The sequence below is a fragment of the Nostoc sp. genome (genome assembly GCF_036917935.1).
Lineage (GTDB): Bacteria > Cyanobacteriota > Cyanobacteriia > Cyanobacteriales > Nostocaceae > Nostoc.
This window is the reverse complement of sequence record NZ_JBALEL010000008.1, coordinates 76,557-97,207: the sequence shown is the minus strand read 5'-3', so window position 1 is coordinate 97,207 and position 20,651 is coordinate 76,557. Positions and strand designations below refer to the sequence as shown.

Sequence of the window (20,651 nt, the reverse complement as noted above, 5' to 3'; positions counted from 1 at the left end):
TATCGTATCTTTGCCACCAGATCCCGTAGAGAGCGTATCATTGCCAGAGTTCCCCACAATACTGTCATCGAAGGCTGTACCTGAGATATTTAATCGTTCAATATTCTTGTAACTAAGCCGACTCGTGTCTGCTGTAATTAAGCCAATGTTAGTGGTGGCATTAAAAGTTGTAGCGATCCCCTTTGTAGCATTCTTGTAATCGACGAACAACAAATCATCACCTGTCCCCCCATCGAGTAGGTTATCGCCTGTTGAACCGCTAGCACCCAATGTATCGTTACCTGAGCCTCCGTTGAGGGTGTTATTACCTATGGAGCGAGAGTCGGAGTAGGAGGAGTAGTAGTCCTCCTCGTGGATGTAGTCGCCAGAAATGTCAAGAAAATCATTGCCATCGCCCCCAGAGAGCAGGTTATCACCTGTTGAACCGCTAACCCTTAATGTATCGTTACCTGCACCTCCGTTGAGGGTGTTATTGCCTATTGAGCGAGAGTCGGAGTAAATCCTCGCGTTGTTGGATACGCCAGAAATGCCAAGATAATCATTGCCATCGCCCCCAGAGAGCAGGTTATCGCCTGCTGAACCGCTAGCCCTTAATGTATCGTTACCTGCACCTCCGTTGAGGGTGTTATTGCCTGTTGAGCGAGAGTCGGAGTCACCACGGTAGCTAAACAGGATGCCAGAAATGTCAAGAAAATCATTGCCAGCGCCCCCAGAGAGCAGGTTATCGCCTCTTGAACCGCTAGCCGTTAATGTATCGTCACCTGCGCTTCCGTTAAGGGTGTTATTGCCTGTTGAGCGAGAGTCAAACCCGTCTGAGCTTATTTCGTCTGGTCTGAGCTCGCCAGAGACGGAGAGATAATCATTGCCATCGCCGCCGGAGAGCAGATTATTGCCTGTTGAACTGCTAGCACTCAAGTTATCGTCACCAGCGCCACCGTTGAGGGTGTTCTTGCCAGACGAGCGAAGGTCTTCGCTGTCTGGGTAGTCGGTGTACTCGTAGCCAGAGACGGAGAGATAATCATTGCCATCGTCCCCAGAGAGCAGATTATTGCCTGTTGAACTGTTAGCGCTCAAGTTATCGTTACCTACACCACCGTTGAGGGTATTATTGCCCGCACCACCATTGAGGGTATCATTGCCCGCACCACCATTGAGGGTATCATTGCCCGTACCACCCCGCAGCAAGTCGTTGCCACTCAAGCCGTCGATGCGGTCATTCCCGCCCTGACCATTGACGACATCATCTGAGTTATCTAAACCCGTAATGTTATTATTGAGGTCATTGAGAAAGGTAACAGTATTCTTGATGCCCAGGTTAGTGTCTGTGGAATTGGCATCCAGAACATTAAAATTATCAGTGATACTACTTTGCCCATCAAACAGAATATTACCGATCGCTGGTTGTGTACCAGAAGCTTTCAGGTTCTCCAAGTAGTCTAATTTGAACTTTTCCAGGATGACTTTTGCACCAGCCACCCCTTCAAAGGTAATTTCCAGGTTGTTACCATTCTGGGTCAGCAGTAGATTTCGGGCACTCAAGCCAGCACCCTGGAATTTGATGGTATCGACTTCGGCAATGACTGCTGCTGTTGGGCTTGTTCCTTCACCAATACCACCAAAATCAGTGACAGTATCAGTGCCGTCACCCAAGTTGTAAACAAATTTATCCTTGCCACCACCACCAGTCAGAGTATCGTTACCCTTGTTCGCTGTGATGGTATCATTGCCTGCTTTACCGTTAATTGTGTCAGCACTGTTACTGCCCAGTAGAGTATCATTACCGTTGGTTTCAATGATGTTTGTCATAACTTTTACCTACCTAAATCTAGCTTTTCAGTAACTTTAATTCTTTACCTACTTTCAAAATAGAGAACATCTTAATAACCCAATACTGACCGTATACTACATATTTTAGTTAGACATCTTTGCTTCAAGATAATATTTTCTACATTATTTATATTTATTTATAAATTTACGGAGAATTAAGAAAAGGGTACTGGGTTACACTCTTTGCCAATCAAGTATTTCAAGCTATATCTTCGCCCCCTCAGTACATGAAGATCAAGTAATAAATCTCAATAAATTTCCAAATTTAAAACCGCCAATAGATTAGGAGGTATTCTAAATAATTACTTAGCAATAATTAGCGGTTAGCATTCTTAACATTTAGGACTTAGGCAAAACCACGCAGTGTAGGGACAATTCATGTAGACGCAAAGCGGCTTCCCGCAGGGTATTGCCCCTACCTAAGAATCAGGGTTTTCGCTATTATTTAAGTAAGTCGTAACATTGTTTATTTATACTCTTGTACGGAATTAGCAGTGAAAGTCGGGTAAACCTTAATTAGAATTGACACTTTTCTACTTTGTCGAAAATAAATTTTCCTCTAGAGTAGGACAAAGATACCTGCTGTTTACCACATAGAAAAAAGCTAGCTGAAGCCTCTGGCTCATAGCTAGAGGAAACCAAGCTTGATTCTTAAGAGTCTGGTTTCAAAATGGGTAACAGCAACATCCCCTATCAGCTTGATCACTTATGCTAAAAGTTATGCACTCGGCCGCCAACTCAGCCACTCCAAATTCCCAGTGGGAGGATTTAATCAAGCTTCCAGCCCCAAACACAGTCCAATGGGACAATATAAAAACCCAATTAGACTTGGTGCTGTTGGCGCTAGAAACCTTAACTGGGATTGGTTCAGAGGCAATGCTTTCGGCGGCAACTGATCTGAATTTAGAGTCAAGAGTGCCAGATCGCGTAGCTTTATGGCGATTGCGCCAATCAAATCCCCTACGCAAAGGTCAAGGAGGGCGGAAAAAGCTAGATGTCGAAGAAGCGCGATCGCTTGTTCTGATCATCTGCTACCTAGCCAAACAGCACCAGGAATTGATTCGCCGTGCTGTCGGACTGTTGGAACAAATGGCAGAAAATAACCGGGAACCTCACCAGGCTGCTTTACTTGGAGACTATATTGATGCTTTTTGCAACACCTACCAAGAGCGGATGGAAGAGGACGAGCAAATCTCAACGGATTTACTAACCAACCTGGCCCTAAAACTGCTTGTAGATTTACTTTTTTACAGCGCTCCTGGTGGGCATCGCCGTCTCTGGCTAGCACTTATAGACCGTTCAACAAAATTTTAGATTTGAAATTTCTCAACCAAAATTCGCTTGTGATTTGTTTGCTAGGTAAGGATTCCCTTTTGATGGTCGTTAGCTCTTGGGCGATGCACTATCAGCACTGCTTCCTCCTTGCACACCAGTTGGTATAAGGGAAGGAACCTGACAAAGTTCTGAGTGGAGGAATCCGCCGTTCCAACTTTTCTTTGCAAGCAACTGGCTCGATTTTTTACAAAATCCCAAATAGTCTTCTTCGCAGTTCCTGCCATGCCTCTATCAAATTCTGTCATTCGTCGCTACACACCCCCGACTTGCACGCTAGAAGTATTCGCGCAAAGCTCACCTCTGTCCCGTTGGATGGGGAAAACTGTCCTCAAACACCTAAGCTTTGAGCTACGTTTTGATGATCCCCGATTACCAGAAGAAAACAGAGTTCCAATTCGGGGCGATCGCGAGCAACTCGAAGCTTTATGTGATACTGTCACAAGCTATGTACAGCAATTCCTTCAACAGTCTCCAGAAAGCTTTTGGGTCAGTTTCTCTAGTACCCAAAAGTCAAGCACAGCACTGGATGAGCCGGAATTAAAGTCTTCAACAAAAACATTAAATGCCTTTAGTACCCAGATTCCAGGGGCAAATATCTACTTAGAACCAAGCAGCTATTTAACTCACAACCTATTTCTTGGTTCTCTTGCCAACTACTCATCTGGCCCTGTAATTCAACTCAGTCTGCTGCAACTATTTGATTTGGCAAGTGCTTTAGATGAATACTCGACTGATGTCATGGCACTCCCAACTCTCAACAACACGAGTTCGAGTCTGAGATTCCCTGCTTGGGCACCTATTGCCGCAGTATTAGTATTAGGTGTAGGTTTTTTACCAGTTACTTGGCAATATGCTAACAACATTAGGGAAAAGCAACAGCAGACAGCCAAAACATCAGATTCAGCAGGGGTAAAAACTGCTTTAGAACCTTCATCCTCACTAAACTTTCCCACGCCTGAACCTGGGCTAACCGCTCCATCAGATAATTTGCTAGGTTCCACCCCACCACTTTCGACATCCACTTTACCCCAAGCACCTCTAACAGCCCCTAGTTCTAGTTTCTCTACACCGCCACCTCTAAATGTATTGACAATACCTCAGGGGACGACTGCAACCCTTCCTAGTAATCGAGCGATGCCTTTGCCTTCTCTAGGAGACGCTACGCGAACGGCGAGCTTCCCTAACGCACCATCCAGCAAAATCCCACGCCAGGAAATTGCTATATTACCAAATCTTGGACAGAATCCAACCGGGTCAAGTGCCCAAGCCGATGCTATCCCTCAACTGCGGAATTTGCCACCCAGACTATCTTCTAACGCAGGTAGCTTACCAACTAATATCTCACCAGTCCTCCCCCCGTCTCTTGACACCATACCCAATAATAATCGTGCCAATACCCCAATCCAACCCTCCTCACTAACCTCACAACAGCTAGACGAAAGAATCAGTTCCCTACAGCAATCTTCTCCTGGAGAAAAACCTGCTTCACAACTTCCCTCCTCTAGAACTGCGGAGAATAATCCATTTATCGATCAATTAGGGGACACAGCTAAAAACCCCACATCCAGAGAAGTAGCTACTGGCACATTATTTGATACAGCTCAAGTAGCAGAAGCTAGAGAATACTTAACAAAGCGTTGGCAACCACCTACTGGACTGGGACAAACATTAGAGTACAGTTTGATAGTCGGTATTGACGGCACAATTGAACGAATTTTTCCCCTGAATAAGGCAGCAAGAGAATTTGTTGATAGCGCTGGGATGCCTGAAGTTGGTAAACCTTTTGTTTCCGCCAATAAACGCGGACAAAATGTCAGAATTCGAGTTGTTCTCAGTCCTGATGGCAAGGTACAGACTTTTCCAGATGAATAAGTAAACTCATCCTTTTAATGCCACTTGTAAAACTGGTACAAATCTTGTGCCAGTTTCTACTTACTACAATTGCTCTTCAGCTTACCTGTTAAAGTCCAGTTACGAAACTGGTCTTACTATTAATACCAGTAAACCTACCAATAAATATAATTACTGTTAACACCAGTTCTCCAAAACTAAACTACAGATACAAGTCTGGAAACCCAGATGAAATCTTACGCTTCTTAATTACTAATTACGTAGCTTTCTTCTCACTGGAGGCGAGTATTAAGAATTGGTATTAATAACTCATATCAAAGGTAGGAAATATGCAAACAATTGGTACTCAAAAAGACAGTGCAGCTTGGGTTATTCAAACTTGGGCAGCTTTTGTAATTTCTATTTCTATGACCACCTTCGGCATTGTAAACTTACCTGTAAATGGCTGGGTGAAAGGCTTTATGGGTATGGGTATGGCTTTTTCTGTTGGCTCAACTTTTACTTTGGCAAAAACTACTAGAGACTTGCACGAAACTAGAAGATTAACCGCTAGGTTAGACGAGGCAAAAGTAGAAAAATTGCTTTCACAACACGATCCTCTAAATTTTAAATGAAGGGAGTCAGCCTTTACAGGGAATTAAAAATTAAAATTAAGAATTATCCCTGCATCAGAAATTAACTATATGACGAAAAACAAAAGGACTGGGTATACCAGTCCTTTATTATATTGATTTAACGTTTTTATCTTAATAACGGGATTTTTTGGTTTTTAACTTTTGCTTTTTACGCCGACGTTCGCTAGCAGCAACTGCATGTTCTACCGGATAACCTACTACAGGAATTACCTGATATTTGCGTTCTTCTTCTAAGTTTTTAAGTTCAGTGTAATCAAGCCAGTGAATGCAATCAACCGGACAAGTGTCAATTGCTTCTTGAATAATTTCCTCAGCGTCCCCATCTTGCCGAACCACGCGCGATCGCCCGTAATCTGGTTCAATGTAAAAGGTGTTACGCGCAACATGAGCGCAATGCTTACAACCAATACAGGTGATTTCGTCAACATAAACACCATTTTGGCGCAACACACCGCCCAATTCCGGTTCTAAACCAGAACGTTCTGGGGCATCCCGTAAAAAACCCCCTAATTCTGGTTCTAAACCGGAACGGTTCTCTTCTTGTTCTTCCGGCGATGGCAGAAAATCAGCCATTACGCACTCCAGCGCTGTACTACCAGGCGAATTGAACCATCTTCATTTTTTTGTTGTTCAGAAACTTGAAAACCAACACGAGCGGTTTCTTTGACAACTGTTTGATAAGCATAACGTTGTGTTACTTGGCGCAAAAATCCATCTACAGACAGGTCTTGCTGCCAATATTGCAAGTCAGCCACTAGTTCATATTCCTTACCATTCCATCTAAAACCGATGTCATAGCCATTTTCCTGCTCAATACTAACTTCCGCAGGATGGGTTTGACCCCGATAGCCACGGACTTCGCGTGGGCCGGGTTTCCAGTCTACGCCCAATTCAGTCAAAGCATCTTTCAAAGAATCAAGATTACGGATTTGAGTCTTAATTTGGCTAAAGTGTGACATGGTGGTTGTGAATTAATAACACTAAACTACTGTGAAAACTTACCAATCGCTGTAAGTGGTGTGTGTATTCGCCATATTAGATTGCTGCACCTTAGCGGCGAAATATTCTGAGGTTGGCTCATGATTAAGTACTTGCCCCAACTGTGCCTCTATTGCTGCTGTAACCTCAGCGCAAGAAGCACCCACAATGCCAGTGACTTTCTCTTGTACCCGACCGTCTGGATAGATTATGAACTCTAATGTCTCCATGCTTTTGGCCAACCAGGATAAGTACGCTTGAATTGTACTGCCTTAGCAGAAGGCTACAAATATAGCCATAGGAACATTTTTACTTAGATATCAGATACAAACTTCCCATTTTTTAACTAATGTTCCATCTTTCAACATATATATCTCAGAATCTTTACAATACTTATTAAGATTATAAGCACATGCATCAGTATTTAGTTAGTCTCTCTTAACCTCATTGATTAGTCAAGGTAACAACTGAGTTTGCTAGGTAAGCGGCAAAAGCCCTAAATATAAGCATTAGAGGTAATATAGCCAGCAAGATAATTCACAAAAATATAAAATCTATTGAAAAACTTTATTATTAAGTTTGCCCTATTCCTCCAGGGTTTCCCGCAAAATAGGTGCTATCATAAACGGCTTACATGCTCTGGGTTCACCAGTCATAATGCGATCGCTAGCCTTATACCTATTGAAGCGTCCGTTTGGTGTAGCAAAATGTTATGCTGCTTGACTACGTAACAACCTCGAATCACCTTCGGCAGCAATTATCTCAAAACAAGAATCCATTTCAAGAAATAATTCCCAGTAATCTTTTCTAGACTGGGTAGCCAACTTTTGAATTACAATATCTTCAAGTTGAGTATTGCGCTTACCTTTCCAAAGGTTATCAGCTAAGGCAACAAGTAACTCCTCAAGCGAGCATTGCATTGTTTCCCATTGCCCATGAGAACGACAACATCGTGAAAGATTTGGATTAATACCATTACTAATTAGCAATTTTTCACCGTCGGCTTCGTGATTATTTCCTTTTGCAATAAGCTCATCTGGATGAAGAATTTTTCCTGCATCATGAAATGCAACGCCAAGATGCACAAAGCTTTGATCGAATGGAACTCGTAATTGTTGCAGTTTTGTAATCAACAAATCAGCAGCTTCACCAACTAACATGACGTGGAGAATCAGCTTTGATGAAGCTCCCAAATTTTGAAGGAACTCGTAAGCATCTTCTACTCTTTGAAAGGTTCTAATCTGGCTACTCATTTAGGATTTTTCATAGTAGGTAAAATTTCACCTTGAATCGTACTATGTTTACCCTGTGGTATGGGTTTTTGGATAATTTGACCCATTATTCAGCAAACATTTCAGCCAAAGTATCTAAAACTGCTTTTTGTTCATCAGAGTCAATCTGACCTAGCTTTTTGACTAATCGATTTTTGTCAACTGTACGAATTTGATCCAGAACGATTTGCCCATCCTTGCCTTGAAACTGACAAGCAACACGAGTCGGATAAGATTGTCCTTTAGTTGTCATGGGAGCAACAATGACCGTGGCAATATATCTGTTCATCTCATCTGGTGAAATTATTACACAGGGTCTTGTCTTCTGAATCTCACTGCCAATCGTCGGGTCGAGGTTAACCAAAAACACATCAAATCGATTGACTACCACTCCCACTCTAGATGCTCCCACTCTGTAGTTACCGCATCATCAAGCAGTGCATCGTCGTGTTGCTTCGCCATTGTTGCAAATGCTTTTTCCCACCCCTGACGCGATTGAGAGGCTGCACGGACAATTAGCTGACAATCTTGAATTTCAATTTCCACCTCTTCACCGATACCGCTTTGTTCCAGCAGAAGTTTAGGAATGCGGATACCTTGAGAATTCCCGATTTTAACAATACGGGTTCTAATTGCTGTTCCCATGAGGATACTTGTCCTTGATTGTAATTACATTGTGAGTACAAAACAGGATTTTGTCAACAAGCGCTCAATTGTTCAATAATTTTTAATGCGTAGGCGTAGCCAACCATAGGCATCGCTCTCAAAATTACCAGATGCGATGTCTACGACGGTCACTGAGCGCAGCCGTTCGCGCAGCGTCTCGTAGAGAAGTGCGGGCTACGTCTACGCACTTTTCTCTTAACTGGGTTTATCAGACTCAAACGGATTCCACAATCTCACCTGTGTAATCCAACGGAAATCATCTGTATTTCTTGTTATCAAAGTCAGTCCATACACTAAAGCAGTGCCGGCAATAATTGCATCACCTAAAGTCATTCGTTTCTGTTGTCGCAGAATTACCGCTTGATTTAACACATCTTCAGAGATTGGTAAAACCTGAGCAACTTGAAAAAACTCTTCAAAATACTGGCGTTGTTCCTCTTTAAGCAGATGATAGCCTAACACTTCCAAATAACTGAGTGCTGATACCGCAGGTGCATATTCAGCAATTAACTCTCTCAATTGGGCGTTTTCTGGTTGAGCAGAATATATAATAATATTGCTATCGAGCAGCACATTTTATCGTCCCGGAAGTGAACGGTCTTGACGGATTTCTTGCTGCCAAATAACGGGATCAACATCAGTCAAAGCTTTACTCACAGCAAGTTTTTCTAATATTTCAGCCATTCTTCGTCCCCGTGCTTGTTTATCTATGACTGATTCATTTTCGAGCAATGTAACATGAACCGGGATTTGTTGCTCTCCCAATGTAGGTACATCATCAATCCACTCTAAACGACTTCCTTTCAACCAAGCTCTGAATGTTTTTAGCATTATTTCGCTCTCTACTTTCTATCTATCTTGGCATGGCTCTCAAAACTACAATATACAATAAGCGATCGCTCTTTCCCATTTATCAATCATGCGTAAGCATAGCTAGCCATAGGTAATTGCTTTAATCAAAGGCTTTCGCTAGAAGTCTATATATTCGTTTCAAAACCATAAAGAGAGTTAAAAGAAATTGAACAGAAAAGTAGTAGCATACTGATGCTAGTAGCCACTGCAATGAGCATAAATTTATCACCCAAAAATTACAGCTAATAGGCTTTAGGAAGTAAGTTAATAATATAACTACAGTTATGGTTGACGTTAATATTGAGAAAGATACATTGACATAAATTTCCCGAAGTAACTCACGCCGTTGAATATTTTTTCTTATTTCAACTTGATCCGTTGTTTGTTTCTGATCTTGATTTTTTTCTGAAATATCATAAACTAATAGGAGCAAGTTGAATAATAAAGCTGAAAATATTGAGAAAGAAGTAATGAGAGCATTAACCAAACCATCATTTAGAAGAACTCCTAGAGAAATCATTACACCAGAAGTAATAGCTGGTATAATAAAGAACAAAATAATATCTGGATAGTATATCTTCCCTGTTCTACTACTCTTAAGTGTCGCAATATGGTCTTTAATTATACTAAAAACAGAAATTTTATTTAACATTATATTTACTAGGGATACATTTGATTAATAACTTCTTGTAAGTAAATTTTCGCAATTGTTTGTATACTTTGGAAAGTTGGATAATCATCAGAATCTATAACTACTTTATCAGAGATATCATAGTAAGCTCTAGCTCTCTGGAGACAACCTAAATCAAAGGTTCTAAGACTTCCATCAAGATCAACATCAACCTTTACGGTGTCGTAATCAAAGTTAAAATCCCGAAGTTCTATGAGACTTTTAACACTACCTTTTGAGTTAAAAAAGTTCTGAATTTTACCCATGAAAGGAATTTTATTCGCAGATAATACTATTTCCATGTTATAGGGAATTTCTTCATGACCTTCATCAAGTCCATCAACTCGATCAAGCGGAGCTTGATACTTAACACATCGAAGCTTTTTAATAGTACCTCCGTATAGAATTCTCTTAATTATTTCTTCTTGAACTAAAGTATTTATCTCGACAGAAAAGCCTGAAAAATTATCAGAAAAATACTTATCTAGAAAAATACCAAAGTGTGTGCGAATACCATATTTACCTGTACGTTGTAAAAGCAGAATTCCTTCATTTGTATCTTTTGGAATGTAAATCAAGAAATAAAAAGGTAAAACCTCAGCATCACTCTTCTTTTTTTTATAAGTTATCGAATCTGTATCTACGTCTCGAAGATTGCTGGAAATACCGTATATACCACTTTCAATAAGTCCACTGATACTTCTTCCTTCCTCTTGAATATTTGAAGATTTTATGTAAATATTATAATTATCATTTTTCCTGTTAGTTGTTAGTTTTTGAATAAAACTTGACATTGCACTTAGTAAATCATCATGCCCATTAAAACAACTTAGCTGACAGTAATTAGGTGGATGATTATCCTTAGAATTTTTACTTTTCTTTTTTTCAATTCTAATTGTGTAAGCTGATAGAAATGTTCGCATACTTTCTCAAAATTTTTGATTTGCTTAAGACTTAATATAAAGAAGCTTTTGAATTGCTGCACCACTCTCAAGAGAGTAACTCACCAATAACCTTACAGTCGCTTAACATTAATAAATAACCTTAAAATACTATCTCACCAGATACCCTCATGATATAACTAGTTATTATACGTTATGCTTCCGTATAGAAGTAGAGTAGCGTAAATATTTGTCGTTGAGATAAGGCAGCAGGCAAGAGGCTTTTAGCCTTTTTTATCTTTCTTTATATAGTCATCTTTACTTGTGCCTTTCTACCTAGCTCTTTTTTAAAAAAAACCAAAACTGCTTAGAATAGTAGTGATAGAAAGGATTGTAATTATGAACGTCGTCATTCCTAATGAAATATTAACCGCAACTCGGATGACTGAAGGCGAAATGAAGCAGGAGATTGCGGTGATGCTCTTTCAAAAAGAAAAGTTAACCCTTGCTCAAGCCAGCCGTTTTGCAGGGATGAATCGTATAGCATTTCAGCATCTACTCGCAAGTCGTCAAATTTCAGTGCATTATGGGGTCGAGGATTTTGACCAAGATATAGAAAACTTGCGGGCGATGGGTAGACTGTGATCATTGTCAGTGATACTTCGTCCATCAATAACCTCGCCGCCATTAACCATCTTCATTTACTACAACAGCTTTACGGAACAGTCCTAATTCCTGAAGCTGTCTACCGAGAACTGACTGATCCCAACTTTCCAGTTGCGGGTGCAATTGAAGTCCAAACTTCTATCTGGATTCAAACTCGTCCAGTTCAAGATCGAACATTGGTTGAAGCACTCAGCAATGAACTGGATATTGGTGAAGCTGAAGCCATCGCTCTAGCGCTGGAAATGAAAGCAGATCAAGTTTTGATTGATGAACGTCGTGGTCGCATGGTTGCGGCTAGAGTAAATCTCAGTTACATAGGGATTTTAGGGATCTTGGTTGAAGCTAAAAGTCAAAGGCTGATTTCTGCTGTGAAACCTTTGTTAGATGCTCTGATTAACCAAGCAGGATTTTGGGTGGCGGAACCTTTATACAAGAGGGTTTTGCAGCTTGTTGATGAAAATTAAATGCGGCATAGACTTTTTAACTGAGCAGCAGTAGGCATTCTGAAAATTTTTTACCTATTAACCATCCTAGCAAGTGTTTGCGGTTAATTTGTCAGTGATGCTTTGCCCATCAAGAACCTCGCCGCCACTCTACTGAGTTTCCTTTTACTCTGATTCAAATTTCTGTAACAAGTCTATTGACTTCAGACAAATATATTGAGAAGCTAATAGTTAGTCTAACTAATTAACTAGAAGTGCATCAAACTTGTGACAATACTGACGGGAAAAATAAATCGATCGCAACCTCCTAGCGAACCAAAACCGTTAATTTTGGAAACTCAGGGACTCACACGCCGTTTTGGGAAGTTAACCGCAGTTAATAATCTGAGCATATCTGTGGAACAGGGCGAAGTATTTGGCTTGCTCGGACCCAATGGAGCAGGGAAAAGTACAGTTCTTAAGATGTTGACAACCTTACTGCCTATCAGTGCAGGGAAAGCAACCTTAGCTGGCTATGATGTGACTCGTGAACCCAATCCTGTAAGACGGGCTATCGGCTATGTACCCCAGGCGCTCTCTGCTGATGGCAGTCTCACGGGTTACGAAAATCTGTTAATTTTTGCCAAACTGTATGGAATACCTGCCAAAGGACGCGATCGCCGCATCTATGAAATTTTAGAATACATGGGTTTGGAAGATGCGGCGAAGCGCTTGGTACGAAACTACTCTGGTGGAATGATCCGCAAGCTCGAAATTGGCATATCAGTTCTACATCAACCTCAAATTCTGTTTCTTGATGAGCCGACTGTCGGACTAGATCCCATCGCTCGAACTCAAGTATGGCAACTTGTACTACAACTTTGTGCTGACTACGGCACAACTATATTTTTAACAACCCACTTTTTAGAAGAAGCGGACAGCTTATGTAACCGCGTGGCGATTATGCAGCAAGGTGAGGTCGTTATCACAGGCACACCAAACGACTTAAAAGCCTCTTTAGATAAGCCGAACGCAACTTTAGATGATGTCTTTATTCACTATACAGGCGACCAGTTAACATCAGGAGTCAACTACCGTGAGACAGCAACAACCAGACGTACTGCTCAACGGTTGGGTTAAAACCCCAGCTATTCACCGAGAAAATATCATCTCTGCAATTAAAGAGCTAGTTATAAAAACCCTGGCGATCGCAGAATTGGAAGTGCGTAAACTCCGCCACGATCCCACTGATTTAATAGTTCGAGCTGTGCAACCAGCATTATGGCTCGTGATCTTTGGGCAAGTTTTCTCCCGGACTCACGCGATTCCTACGGGGAACTTACCCTATTTGGACTTCATTTCTGCTGGAATTTTGGCTCAGAGTATTCTGTTTGTAGCAATTTTCTCTGGTGGAATGACACTCATTTGGGAGCGAGATTTAGGGATTATACATAAATTTCTCGCTAGTCCTACCCCCCGTGTGGCGATGGTGTTGGGTAAAGCTCTAGCCTGTGGGGTGCGGTGCTTATCTCAGGTAGTATTCATCTACGGATTGGCATTTCTATTAGGTGTCAAACTAAATCTTCATCCTTTAGCTATTCTCCAAGTACTAGTGGTAGTCATGCTGGGGGCGGGTTCCTTTTGTATTTTTTCCTTGATTATTGGCTGTTTGGTGAAAAGCCGAGAAAGAATGACGGGTATTGGACAGTTGTTAACCATGCCGTTATTTTTTGCTAGCAATGCCATTTATCCGATCTCGCTGATGCCCAGTTGGTTAAAGTTCATTTCCCATTTAAATCCCTTGACTTATGAGGTTGACGGCTTACGCAGCACCATGCTGTTAAACGGCACTAGCATCTATGGCTTTGGTCTGGATTGTACAATTCTCTTATTCACATTAATAATTTTGGCCATCATTGGTGGAAAACTTTATCCACGGGTGGCCATGTAATCAGGAGAACAACAAGCCCATGACCTTGGATAAACCTGCTAAAGGTGCAACTTCCGAAGAATGTGCCGCTAGGGTAATGGACACAGTTCCATTAATGATGCGGTTTATCCGAGCGGATATGCGTGCCCATAGTGCCGCCTTTTTATCTATACCTCAGTTGCGATCGCTAGCATTTATCAACCGCAATCCTGGTGCTTCATTATCTGACTTAGCAGAGCATTTAGGTGTCACTTCTGCCACGGCATCAGCAACTATAGAACGCTTGGTACAACGCGACTTTGTGAAACGGATCGCTCATCCTCAAGAGCGGCGGCGGGTGCTGCTCAATTTAACTGAAGATGGAAAACATCATCTCAAGCAATCCCAAGATCAAACTCGCGCTCATATTACCGACTTGCTGAAAGGTCTGACAGAAGAGCAAATTTCCAACATTGAAGAAGGCTTAACTCTACTAAAAAATGTCTTCGAGAAAACAGAACTCAAATCCCCATAACTCTGAGATTGTACAGCACGATCCCTTTGCAGCCTTTAAGTTTCGAGACTATCGGCTATTTACCATTGGACGGCTACTGCTGTTCGTGGGATCGCAAATGCAAACTGTAGCCATCGGCTGGGAACTCTATGAGCGGACTAACTCAGCGATCGCTTTAGGTGGTGTGGGGCTGGCGCAAGTCTTGCCGATGATTGCTCTCACCTTGATTGTGGGACATGTGGCCGATCGCCGCGAGCGCAAACTCATCATGTTACTGTCAGTAATGCTGCTAGCTCTCTGCTCCCTGGCTTTGGCAGTGCTTTCCTATACTCAAGGTGCAATTTTTCTAATTTACGCTTGCTTGGTATTAACAGGTGTCGCTAGGGCCTTCCTCAGACCTGCCAGTGATGCCTTTATGTGGCAGTTGATACCTGTCAGTGCGTTTACGAATGCAGCCACCTGGAATAGTAGTAGCTTTCAGTTAGCCGCCGTCATCGGCCCAGCCTTCGGAGGATTTGGGATTGCGCTGTTCGGAAGTGCTACAGGAGTTTATGTATTAGCTGCGATCGCAGCCTTGCTGTGTTTTATTTTAACGCTGGCGATCAAAGAGCAAAAAAGCATTCGCTCAACCGAGCCAATTTCATTCAAAGCGCTTGCAGCTGGTGCTAAATTTGTTTGGCAGAATCAATTGATTTTAGCCGCGATTACATTAGATATGTTTGCTGTATTGTTGGGTGGTGCGATCGCGCTCCTCCCCATCTTTGCCAAAGATATTTTACATGTGGGGCCAGTGGAGTTGGGATACCTACAGGCAGGACACTCCATCGGTGCTTTGACTATGGCTATTACCCTGGCGTATTTACCACCATTACGCAAAGCCGGCCCAGCCTTATTGTGGTCAGTGGTTGGCTTTGGTGTTGTCACAATTATCTTTGGACTTTCTCGTTCCTTTTGGCTGTCTATGTTGATGCTGATCCTTGGTGGCGCACTAGATAGTATTAGCGTTGTGATTCGCCATACATTAGTTCAAATCAGAACACCGGATCATTTGCGTGGTCGGGTTGCTGCTATTAATAGCGTGTTTATTAGTGCCTCCAATGAGTTGGGGGGCTTTGAGTCAGGCTTGACGGCAGCTTTGTTTGGCCCAGTGATTTCGGTTGTGGGTGGTGGAATTGGCACCATTGTAGTAGTGATTGCTACAGCCATGATTTGGCCAGGAATTCGGAAGTTAGGGGCTTTGCAGGAGTATAAGTAGAAGCACTTATCAATACTCTTTAGAACTTACGCCCATCTCTGTGAATTTATTAGGATTCGTGGGTATTCTGCTAGTGCGAAACCAGTAAAAAATACAGATTCTCAAAAATCACATCGGCTTAGAGGTTGTTTGAAAAGTGTTTCCCTGTGACTTTAGGCACTTTTAGATCCCCCCAACCCCCCTTTTTAAGGGGGGTTTCTAACCCTCTTTTACTCCCTTTTTAAGGGGGTCGCCGTAGGCGGGGGGATCTGAATCTAGGACAACTCAACCCTTATCCGAGAAGTATTGCCCCCTAACCCCCCTTTTTAAGGGTGGAACCGGAGTCAAAGTCCCCCTTTTTAAGGGGGATTTAGAGGGATATAAAACTTTTGATACCGACAATGGGACTTTTAAAACATCCTCTTACCAGGGTTCGCGCCAGATAGAGGGGTTACGCATGATCGAACGCTGACACTACCGCACCTCTAAGTGGAAAAGCTTCTTCTCGATGGTGGAGAAAGCCTGGGGCTGGGGCTGGTGCTGGTTGAGCAGGCCATCTCGGGTGCGTATCTCTATCTCGTATTTGGCATTATCGAGCGACTCTTCCCGAAACCCGTGCAGACCGATGAAGGCCTTCACTTCCAGGTGCGTCTGGCAATTGGCGCAATACTGGACGCTCCAGCGGCTTAATACAGCCTCCGTTCCCACGTGGTATTTCTTCCCTCCGATGTTGACGTAGGCTGAAACCAGGAAGGAACCCCTGATGGGTGCACGGTTGATTCCGGATACGCGAATCACCTTGGTACTCCGGTCCGGTTGCAAAGCCGCACGCTCGGGCTGCTCTGACAGTGAGCCGTGACTGTAGGTATAGCCGAGCTGCTTTTCGATGTTGATGCAATCGAGAGAAGTGTAGACTCTTTCCTTTCCGTGTTCTTTCTTCTTGAACGGATTGAGCGGCGACTCCAATGTCAACCACGAGTTGGGCACTGTGCCAGGCGTGGGCCCTTGATTGTCCACCGAGTTGGTTCCGGGATATTCCGCTATGACCTCAAGATGGTCGGTGTACCCGTGCTTTTGCTGCCACAGCCAGAACACGCGGTCTATGAAGCAGTGGTGGAAGTAAAAGATGGGATCTAGGCCTGCCGTGTCGTTTTCGCCCATGTCACCATTGGCCCCCTCGATCGGGGATGCGTCAAAGATGCCCGGCACGTCAAAGCCTCCCACGGCCAGGTGAATGCTGTTGTGCGGGGACTCCAGGGGTACGAACGGCACGATGCCCTTATCGAGATCCGCATTCCATTGCCCGGCGGATGTCGTGTTGGAAAAAACTGTGTAGTTGGGAGCGTCCAGGCAGGCTGTGTATTTGTCTTTCAGGTTGTTGGAGATGGTCTTACCGTCCACGACGATTTGTGAGGTCAGCCAGTTCACCACGTTCTGATTGAGGAGCTTTACGTTCTCATCATAATTGGGGTATTTGGCGTTGTGCTCCTTTGTATTAGCGATGTCTACATCGTCGCCGACCAGACCCGACAAGGGGTAGCGTTTTGTTTCATACCCTTTGGGCTTGCTATAGTTTGGGTTGTCGCCGTTGATGCTGTCTTTGATGTTCTTGTTGAAAACAAAGGAGCGAAGGGGATTGTCGATTTTTACTCCATCAAGCTCGAAGTCTTTCTGGGTCAGGGCCGAGGGAATCCCGTTTTTCAAGGAGTCGTCGCTGGTCTCGTCCCAATAAGGCAGGATCACGTCCTCACAACCTGGGATACTCCTCAGAGCATCCTCTAGTTTCAAGAGATAAACGCGGTGCCAGGTGGGGAACAAGATATTGCCGTGGTTGCAATAACCTCCCCAGTAAGAGGAGTTCCCCCACCCTGCTCCGCGGAAGGGCTCACCGTGATAGCCGCCCAACATGAAGAACGACTGTGGATTGTCGGGGGGAAGCTCCTTGATGCCCTTCCAGGCACGCATCAGATTTTCCAGCGGCTTCTTGTTGCCCTTCGCGTAATCGTCCTGCAGATCCTGGATCGACCTGCGAACTCTAAGCTCATTATTTGTCTTCATGATTGGATCTGTCTCCTGTGCTTTTTTGCCTATCGGGGATTTCCGTTTTGCAATCTCACATAACTGGAACCAGAATATTGTCCAATGGTCTATGGGAGGAATTGCGCTAAAGCTAAGTGTATAGCAACTAACTGTTTAGTTTACCTCTTGCAAAATTATTTAATAATAACCTGAATTCGATTAAACAAAAAGTCTGAAAACTAGACAGAGTAAAGCTTGTAGCAGTTTAGAGAAGAGCCGTTTTACCTGCTTTTCTTACTTCAACTCCTGACCAGAAGTTAGGAGCAGTTAACCATTACTGGGGTTTGAACTTAGGTAAACAAACTCCTGGTTACAAAGCCGCCAAAAAGCTTTATCCAATTTCATCGCGGATTTTAATAAAGAGTAAAAAGCTACTAAATTCATACTTAACTCTAGCTTCATACAGAGGCTTATCGAATTCGCCAACAAAGTCATAATGTTCGCGAACCATTCCCTCTTCTCCACATCCCTTGAAAAGTCAGGTTAGCTAATGCGGAAAACACAGGTGTTAAACTAACACTTTGCTATCCATCTCTCAAGAGTTAGAACACTGGAAACAATTCCTAGCAAAGCGTTGCAGGAGTTGTTTTCTTAATTTACGTACTTCAATTGAGTAATAATTTACAGTCTGCAATATTTATTTGACAGACTGTCATTTAAACAGAAAATTTATTCTTCCAGGATTTTAGAGCTTTTTTAACTCGCAGTTATATACAAATCTTCTCAAGTAAGCTATTATTCTCATGATGATTTGATAGTAATTATAATTAATAAGGTTATCCATGCTTTTTCCCTTCTTGATCATGTTCCGAGAGGGCGTTGAAGCTGCACTTGTCGTGGGTATCATTGCTAGTTATCTCAAGCAAACCGGGCGTACCTATTTGATGAAGTCAGTGTGGGTTGGCATTGCGCTAGCAACTTTTTTTTGTCTAGTTGCTGCAATTATTTTGCAAATAACCAGTCAGGATTTTCCGCAACAAGAACAGGAATTATTTGCAGCTGTAATTTCCATCGTTGCAGTTGGGGTTCTCACCTGGATGGTTTTCTGGATGCGCCGTGCTGCTCGTTCTCTTAAAGGCGAGTTACAGTCTCAAATTGAAACTGCTATTCAGTCGGGGGATAAATGGGGACTAGCGCTGGTGGGGATGGCATTCTTTGCCGTGCTGCGGGAAGGTTTGGAAACAGTAGTGTTTCTCCTGGCAACATTCCAGCAAAATTTGGGAATTCAAGCTCCCGTGGGAGCATTATTTGGATATGCAGCCGCAGTAGCCGTCGGTATAGGCATTTATCAAGGTGGTATCCGCATCAATCTAAGGCGATTTTTTAAATGGACAGGAGCCTTCATTATCCTGGTTGCTGCTGGACTGTTAGCAAGTGGGGTGAGAGCTTTCCATGAAGCCGGAGTGTGGAATTTACTGCAAACAGTAGTATTCGATGCTAGCGGGGTACTTCCCAATAACGGGTTTATAGGTTCACTGTTGGCGGGATTTTTTGGATATAACGATGCTCCCACCATTAGCGAGGCGATCGCCTATTTTGGCTATCTAATTCCTACCATGTCGCTGTTCTTCTTAGGGGATAACGCCAGACAGAAGAGTACAGCAAGGCATTCCTAGCTACTTTAATAATTTTTAGGAAAATACAAGAATGAAAAATGTTTTAAAGTACTCAACAATTATCTGTCTAATTGCCTTGACAGTAGCTGCCTGTGAATCCAACAAATCAAGCGATACTTCTGGGAGTAATTCTCCAGAAGCGAAAGTAGCCAGTGATACCTCTGCTAACAATTCTACAGAAACTGCTTTGACTGTGACAGATAAAGGTTGCGAACCCAATCAGCTGACACTGACATCTGGACAAAACAGCTTTGTAATTACCAATAAAAGCAGCCAACCTTTAGAGTGGGAAATTTTGTCTGGGGTGAAAGTCATAGAGGAACGGGAAAATATTGCTCCTGGCTTCGTTCAAAAACTTAAAACCAATCTAGAACCAGGTGAGTATGATATGGCTTGCGGTTTACGCAGCAATCCCAAGGGGAAACTCACAGTGAAGGCAGGAGTTGGAGATTCTCAAGCGAAAGGGACTGTAGATCAGGGTAAATTAGTAGGTGCGATCGCAGAGTATAAAGTCTACGTCACCAAAGAAGTTGACCAACTGGTGGCAGACAACAAGACCTTCACAGATGCCGTGATTGCTGGCGACCTTGCCAAGTCTCAGAAACTCTATGCCTCTACCCATGTTCACTGGGAACGCGCAGAACCAATAGCTGAATTGTTCTCCGACCTCGATAAAACGATGGATTCCCGTGCTGATGACTTTGCCAAAAAAGAGGCTGACCCGCAATTCACTGGATACCATCGCCTAGAGAAAGCTTTATTCCAAGATAAAACCACAAAAGGCATGAAACCTTTTGCCGAAAAGCTACAGAAAGATGGACTAGAACTACAAAAGCGCATTGCCACCCTGACTATTGAACCGAAAAATATGGTTGGCGGTGCTGCTGGCTTGATTGAAGAAGTGGCTGCTACCAAAATTTCTGGGGAAGAAGACCGCTACAGCCACACTGACCTCTGGGACTTCAGCGCCAATGTAGATGGTTCCCAAAAGATTGTGGAGTTATTGCGCCCCGTCATCCAAAAAGCCAACCCCGAACTACTGGCGCGTGTGGATGCAAATTTCACCAAAGTTAACCAAAAACTTGCTAAATACAAAACCCCTGATGGTGGTTTTGCTACCTACGACAAGGTGAATGAAGCAGATAAAAAAGACATGAAAACAGCGATCGCTGCCCTTTCTGAAGATTTATCTCAGCTGCGCGGGACTCTGGGCGTTAACTAATTGATCAAGAATTCCTAGAGGGG

The 20,651-nt window shown here is 43.0% G+C and carries 22 protein-coding genes and 1 pseudogene; 11 read left to right on the top strand and 12 right to left on the bottom strand.

Translation table 11 applies throughout. The features are described from left to right. Positions 1–1,800: pseudogene (locus V7K62_RS05070) on the bottom strand (calcium-binding protein); the annotation flags it as partial. 735 nt (positions 1,801–2,535) lie between these two features. Here V7K62_RS05070 and V7K62_RS05065 point away from each other — a divergent pair. From V7K62_RS05065 to V7K62_RS05055, 3 genes are all read left to right on the top strand, one after another. Next, the gene (locus tag V7K62_RS05065; protein ID WP_069069205.1) at positions 2,536–3,141 is read left to right on the top strand and encodes a DUF3038 domain-containing protein; all 606 of its coding nucleotides are present in this window, start codon (positions 2,536–2,538) and stop codon (positions 3,139–3,141) included. 243 nt (positions 3,142–3,384) lie between these two features. Continuing rightward, positions 3,385–5,034: a DUF4335 domain-containing protein gene (locus V7K62_RS05060; RefSeq protein ID WP_334862323.1), complete on the top strand. Its 1,650-nt coding sequence runs from the start codon at positions 3,385–3,387 to the stop codon at positions 5,032–5,034. A 308-nt stretch (positions 5,035–5,342) separates the two neighbouring features. Then, positions 5,343–5,627, top strand: a complete 285-nt coding sequence (locus V7K62_RS05055; RefSeq protein ID WP_094348435.1) for a YiaA/YiaB family inner membrane protein — start codon at positions 5,343–5,345, stop codon at positions 5,625–5,627. A gap of 132 nt (positions 5,628–5,759) precedes the next feature. Here the strand turns inward: V7K62_RS05055 and V7K62_RS05050 are convergent, their stop codons facing one another. The 10 genes from V7K62_RS05050 to V7K62_RS05005 all read right to left on the bottom strand — a co-directional run bounded on the left by V7K62_RS05050 (position 5,760) and on the right by V7K62_RS05005 (position 11,008). Continuing rightward, a complete protein-coding gene (locus tag V7K62_RS05050; protein WP_334862321.1) occupies positions 5,760–6,221 on the bottom strand; it encodes a ferredoxin in 462 nt (153 codons plus the stop codon). Continuing rightward, the gene (locus tag V7K62_RS05045; protein ID WP_012406942.1) at positions 6,221–6,607 is read right to left on the bottom strand and encodes a DUF1257 domain-containing protein; all 387 of its coding nucleotides are present in this window, start codon (positions 6,605–6,607) and stop codon (positions 6,221–6,223) included. Before V7K62_RS05045 ends, V7K62_RS05050 begins: the two co-directional genes overlap by 1 nt. Positions 6,608–6,646: 39 nt before the next feature. Next, positions 6,647–6,856 carry a DUF2997 domain-containing protein gene (locus V7K62_RS05040; protein ID WP_273766383.1) on the bottom strand — a complete coding sequence of 70 codons (210 nt, stop codon included), beginning with the start codon at positions 6,854–6,856 and terminating at the stop codon, positions 6,647–6,649. Positions 6,857–7,336: 480 nt separating this feature from the next. Further along, positions 7,337–7,879, bottom strand: coding sequence for an HD domain-containing protein (locus V7K62_RS05035; RefSeq protein WP_334862319.1), 543 nt, complete (start codon positions 7,877–7,879; stop codon positions 7,337–7,339). Positions 7,880–7,964: 85 nt separating this feature from the next. Then, complete coding sequence (locus V7K62_RS05030) at positions 7,965–8,309, bottom strand: type II toxin-antitoxin system PemK/MazF family toxin (RefSeq protein WP_334862317.1); 345 nt, start codon at positions 8,307–8,309, stop codon at positions 7,965–7,967. Further along, positions 8,282–8,542, bottom strand: a complete 261-nt coding sequence (locus tag V7K62_RS05025) for an AbrB/MazE/SpoVT family DNA-binding domain-containing protein (protein ID WP_334862315.1) — start codon at positions 8,540–8,542, stop codon at positions 8,282–8,284. Before V7K62_RS05025 ends, V7K62_RS05030 begins: the two co-directional genes overlap by 28 nt. A 216-nt stretch (positions 8,543–8,758) precedes the next feature. Further along, positions 8,759–9,136 (bottom strand): type II toxin-antitoxin system VapC family toxin, encoded by a 378-nt coding sequence (locus tag V7K62_RS05020; RefSeq protein ID WP_334862313.1) that lies wholly within the window; start codon positions 9,134–9,136, stop codon positions 8,759–8,761. Between the two features lie 3 nt (positions 9,137–9,139). Continuing rightward, positions 9,140–9,394 carry a hypothetical protein gene (locus V7K62_RS05015; protein WP_334862311.1) on the bottom strand — a complete coding sequence of 85 codons (255 nt, stop codon included), beginning with the start codon at positions 9,392–9,394 and terminating at the stop codon, positions 9,140–9,142. A gap of 121 nt (positions 9,395–9,515) precedes the next feature. Further along, the gene (locus V7K62_RS05010; protein ID WP_334862309.1) at positions 9,516–10,067 is read right to left on the bottom strand and encodes a hypothetical protein; all 552 of its coding nucleotides are present in this window, start codon (positions 10,065–10,067) and stop codon (positions 9,516–9,518) included. 8 nt (positions 10,068–10,075) lie between these two features. Next, positions 10,076–11,008, bottom strand: coding sequence for a hypothetical protein (locus V7K62_RS05005; RefSeq protein WP_334862307.1), 933 nt, complete (start codon positions 11,006–11,008; stop codon positions 10,076–10,078). Between the two features lie 357 nt (positions 11,009–11,365). On the opposite strand from V7K62_RS05005, the gene V7K62_RS05000 reads away from it, so the two are divergent. The 6 genes from V7K62_RS05000 (at position 11,366) to V7K62_RS04975 (ending at position 15,732) form a co-directional block, all read left to right on the top strand. Then, positions 11,366–11,611: a UPF0175 family protein gene (locus tag V7K62_RS05000; RefSeq protein WP_163928872.1), complete on the top strand. Its 246-nt coding sequence runs from the start codon at positions 11,366–11,368 to the stop codon at positions 11,609–11,611. Further along, a complete protein-coding gene (locus tag V7K62_RS04995) occupies positions 11,608–12,096 on the top strand; it encodes a DUF3368 domain-containing protein (protein WP_334862304.1) in 489 nt (162 codons plus the stop codon). Before V7K62_RS05000 ends, V7K62_RS04995 begins: the two co-directional genes overlap by 4 nt. Before the next feature lie 246 nt (positions 12,097–12,342). Then, a complete protein-coding gene (locus V7K62_RS04990) occupies positions 12,343–13,194 on the top strand; it encodes an ABC transporter ATP-binding protein (RefSeq protein ID WP_334862302.1) in 852 nt (283 codons plus the stop codon). Further along, positions 13,151–14,005, top strand: coding sequence for an ABC transporter permease (locus tag V7K62_RS04985; RefSeq protein WP_334862300.1), 855 nt, complete (start codon positions 13,151–13,153; stop codon positions 14,003–14,005). Before V7K62_RS04990 ends, V7K62_RS04985 begins: the two co-directional genes overlap by 44 nt. Before the next feature lie 19 nt (positions 14,006–14,024). Then, positions 14,025–14,498, top strand: a complete 474-nt coding sequence (locus V7K62_RS04980) for a MarR family winged helix-turn-helix transcriptional regulator (protein WP_334862298.1) — start codon at positions 14,025–14,027, stop codon at positions 14,496–14,498. Next, on the top strand, positions 14,464–15,732 hold the full coding sequence (locus V7K62_RS04975) for an MFS transporter (protein ID WP_334862296.1): 1,269 nt from the start codon (positions 14,464–14,466) through the stop codon (positions 15,730–15,732). The genes V7K62_RS04980 and V7K62_RS04975 overlap by 35 nt, the downstream gene beginning before the upstream one ends. Positions 15,733–16,185: 453 nt before the next feature. Here V7K62_RS04975 and V7K62_RS04970 read toward each other — a convergent pair whose 3' ends face one another. Continuing rightward, positions 16,186–17,769, bottom strand: a complete 1,584-nt coding sequence (locus tag V7K62_RS04970) for a tyrosinase family protein (RefSeq protein WP_334862294.1) — start codon at positions 17,767–17,769, stop codon at positions 16,186–16,188. 803 nt (positions 17,770–18,572) lie between these two features. Between V7K62_RS04970 and efeU the strand changes: the two genes are divergently transcribed. Together efeU and efeO are read left to right on the top strand one after the other, a co-directional pair. Continuing rightward, positions 18,573–19,406 (top strand): iron uptake transporter permease EfeU, encoded by an 834-nt coding sequence (gene efeU, locus V7K62_RS04965; protein WP_334862292.1) that lies wholly within the window; start codon positions 18,573–18,575, stop codon positions 19,404–19,406. A gap of 31 nt (positions 19,407–19,437) precedes the next feature. After that, positions 19,438–20,628, top strand: coding sequence for an iron uptake system protein EfeO (gene efeO / locus V7K62_RS04960; protein ID WP_334862290.1), 1,191 nt, complete (start codon positions 19,438–19,440; stop codon positions 20,626–20,628). Positions 20,629–20,651 lie beyond the last annotated feature (23 nt).